Source organism: Micromonospora sp. KC721, assembly GCF_004348355.1.
GTDB lineage: Bacteria > Actinomycetota > Actinomycetes > Mycobacteriales > Micromonosporaceae > Micromonospora.
The window spans coordinates 1-3,326 of the sequence record NZ_SMJY01000333.1 but is presented as its reverse complement, the minus strand read 5'-3'; the positions used below and the strand labels follow the sequence as shown (position 1 = coordinate 3,326).

General features: G+C 74.2%; 3 protein-coding genes. 2 read left to right on the top strand and 1 reads right to left on the bottom strand.

Annotated features, from left to right (window positions below; translation table 11 throughout):
* Positions 1–2,011 (top strand): copper-translocating P-type ATPase (locus E1182_RS29905; protein ID WP_132271078.1); only part of this gene is annotated, 2,011 nt, incomplete at its 5' end.
* 158 nt (positions 2,012–2,169) lie between these two features.
* Complete coding sequence (locus E1182_RS29900; protein WP_132271077.1) at positions 2,170–2,343, top strand: CsbD family protein; 174 nt, start codon at positions 2,170–2,172, stop codon at positions 2,341–2,343.
* 137 nt (positions 2,344–2,480) lie between these two features.
* On the opposite strand, the gene E1182_RS29895 is transcribed toward E1182_RS29900, so the two are convergent.
* The coding region (locus tag E1182_RS29895; RefSeq protein WP_132271075.1) for a DUF2786 domain-containing protein at positions 2,481–3,326 on the bottom strand (846 nt) is incomplete at its 5' end.

Below are 3,326 nucleotides of genomic sequence, written 5' to 3'. Positions count from 1 at the left end.
GGGCGCGGCCGGTCCGGTCGCCGAGCCGGTGGACGAGCTGCGCGTGCTGCGTACCCGGCTGTGGGTGTCGGCGGCGCTCACCGTGCCGGTGATCGTGCTGGCGATGGTGCCGTCCTGGCAGTTCACCTACTGGCAGTGGCTGTCGCTCACCCTCGCCGCCCCGGTGGTCGGCTACGGCGGCCTGCCGTTCCACCGGGCCGCGCTGGTCAACCTGCGGCACGGCGCGGCCACCATGGACACCCTGGTCTCGCTCGGCACCGTCGCGGCGTTCGGCTGGTCGGTCTGGGCGCTGTTCCTCGGCGACGCCGGAACACCCGGGATGACCCATCCGTTCAGCCTCGACATCACTCGCGGCGGCGGTACCGGCAGCATCTACCTGGAGGTCGCCGCCGGGGTGACCACGTTCATCCTCGCCGGCCGCTACTTCGAGGCCCGCGCCAAGCGGACCGCCGGCGCGGCCCTGCGTGCCCTGCTGGAGTTGGGCGCCAAGGACGTGGCGGTGCTGCGCGAGGGCCGGGAGATCCGGATCCCGGTCGACCAGCTCGCGGTGGGGGACCGGTTCGTGGTCCGCCCCGGCGAGAAGATCGCCACCGACGGCGTGGTCGACGAGGGCACCTCCGCCGTGGACGCCAGCATGCTCACCGGGGAGTCCGTGCCGGTCGAGGTCGCACCCGGTGACGCCGTGGTCGGCGCGACGATCAACGCGGGCGGCCGGCTGGTGGTCACCGCCACCCGGGTCGGCGCGGACACCCAGCTCGCCCAGATGGCGCAGCTGGTCGAGCAGGCGCAGACCGGCAAGGCGGCCGTGCAGCGACTCGCCGACCGGATCTCCGGGGTGTTCGTACCGATCGTGATCACCCTCGCCGCCGGCACCCTCGGCTGGTGGCTCGGCACCGGGTCGGGGCCGGGCGCCGCCTTCACCGCCGCGGTGGCCGTCCTGATCATCGCCTGCCCGTGCGCCCTGGGGCTGGCCACACCAACGGCGCTGCTGGTCGGCACCGGGCGGGGCGCGCAGCTCGGCATCCTGATCAAGGGGCCGGAGGTGCTGGAGTCCACCCGCCAGGTCGACACCGTCGTGCTGGACAAGACCGGCACGGTCACCACCGGGCGGATGACCCTGGTCGACGTGCTCCCCGCCGCCGGAGTCGACCGCGCCGAACTGCTCCGGTTCGCCGGGGCGTTGGAGGCCGGCTCCGAGCACCCGATCGCCCGGGCCGTCGCCACCGGCGCCGCCGAGGCCGGGGCGCTACCCCCGGTCACCGGTTTCGCCAACGCCGAAGGGCTCGGCGTGACCGGCACGGTGGCGGGCCACGAGGTGACCGTCGGTCGGCTCCGGCTGCTGCGCGAGCGGGGTCTGGACGTACCGGAGGAGGTGTCGCGGGCGGCGACCGACGCGGAGGTCGCCGGCCGGACGGCGGTGCTGGCCGGCTGGGACGGTCGGGCGCGGGGTGTCCTCGTGGTCGCCGACGCGGTCAAGCCGACCAGCCGGGTGGCGGTCGACGGGCTGCGCGCCCTCGGGCTGACCCCGGTCCTGCTCACCGGCGACAACGCCACGGTCGCGCGGGCGGTGGCGGCCGAGGTCGGCATCGACGAGGTGATCGCCGAGGTGCTGCCCGTCGACAAGGTCGAGGTGGTCAAGCGCCTCCAGGCCGAGGGGAAGACGGTCGCCATGGTCGGCGACGGAGTCAACGACGCCGCCGCGCTGGCCCAGGCCGACCTGGGGCTGGCCATGGGCACCGGCACCGACGTGGCGATCGAGGCGTCCGATCTGACCCTGGTCCGCGGCGACCTGACCACGGCGGTGGACGCGATCCGGCTGTCCCGCCGGACGCTGGCCACCATCAGGGGCAACCTGTTCTGGGCCTTCGCCTACAACGTGGCCGCCCTGCCGCTGGCCGCCGCCGGGCTGCTCAACCCGATGGTCGCCGGGGCCGCGATGGCCTTCTCGTCGGTGTTCGTGGTCGCCAACAGCCTGCGACTGCGGCGGTTCCGTCCGGTCGCCGGAGGATGACGCTTCGTGCCGTCGACCCGGGGGCGGGGCATCGACGGTGACGGAGCCGGCGTGCAATCGGTCACGTTCCGTGGTCGTCGATGGGGGGCGGTCGGTTTCCGAACCGGACGACAGGGGTATTTCGCCGATGTCGCAGAAAGAACTATCAGGAGGCTCCCATGGGGTTCGACGAGAAGGTCGGCAACGCCACCGAGAACACCACCGGCAAGATCAAGGAGGGCGTCGGTCGGGCCACCGACAACGAGCGCCTCGAGGCCGAGGGCCGCACCGAGCAGACCGGCGCCAAGCTCAAGCAGGCGGTGGAGAAGGTCAAGGACGCGTTCAAGAGCTGACGGACATCTCACACGCCGGGTCGACCCGCTGGTCGACCCGGCGTGTCGTATGTCCGGCCGCAACCTGCGGATCGTCCTATCGGCGACGGGAAGGGGCCGGTGCGCCGGCCCCTTCCCGTCCGTTGGGTAAAGCGCGCTCAGTGGCCGCGGGGCAGCGGGCGCCCCGGCGTGCCGGTGTCGAGCCGTGCCCGGTCGGCGGCGGAGGTGCCCGAGTCCCAGCCCTCGGCGTCCCGGACCGTCAGCCGGGAGCGAGTCACCCCGGGAAACAGGGCCGTCATCCGTTCGCGGACCGCGTCTGAGCGGGCGGCCAGCACCGGCAACAGCCGTTCCGGGCCGGCGACCTCGGCGGCCTGCCGGTCGGCCGCCTCGGTGGCCGCCCGCAGCCGTTCACCGATCCGTAGCGCGAACGCGTGCAGGAACGACTCGTCGTACGCCTTCGTCCGGCGACTCGCGCCCCGGCGCTCCCCGCGCCCGCGCAGCATCGCGGCGGTCGCCTGCACCAGCAGCGAGGTGTAGAGCAGTTCCACCGCCGCCAGGTCGGCCGGGAAACCCAGCACGGTCGCGAACCCGAGGTCGTCGGACCAGACCGACTCGCACCGGTTCGCGGCCGCCACCTCCTGCACCAGCAGCGCCTTCGCGCCCGCGTACGGGGCCTCGGTGCCCAACCGCACCCCGCCCGGCCGGTCGGCGCGCTCGGCGGTCGCCTCGACCAGCGCCCGGTCCAGGCTGTGCCGGGCGATGAGTTCCTGCGCCTTCCCGGTCAGTGCCTCCGCCTCGGCCGGAAAGGTGGTGGACTCCGCCTTGGCCAACAGTGCGCGGACCCGGTCGAGTAGCGGGGAGCCGCTGCGTCCGGCCGCGGCGTGCCGGGTCGCGGCCGGCGCGGCGCCACCCGGCGGCGGACGCAGCACCGCGACCGGTGGTAGCCCGTCCAGCAGCGCCAGCACCTCCACCACGGCCCGCAGCGCGGTGATCCGGTCCTCGCC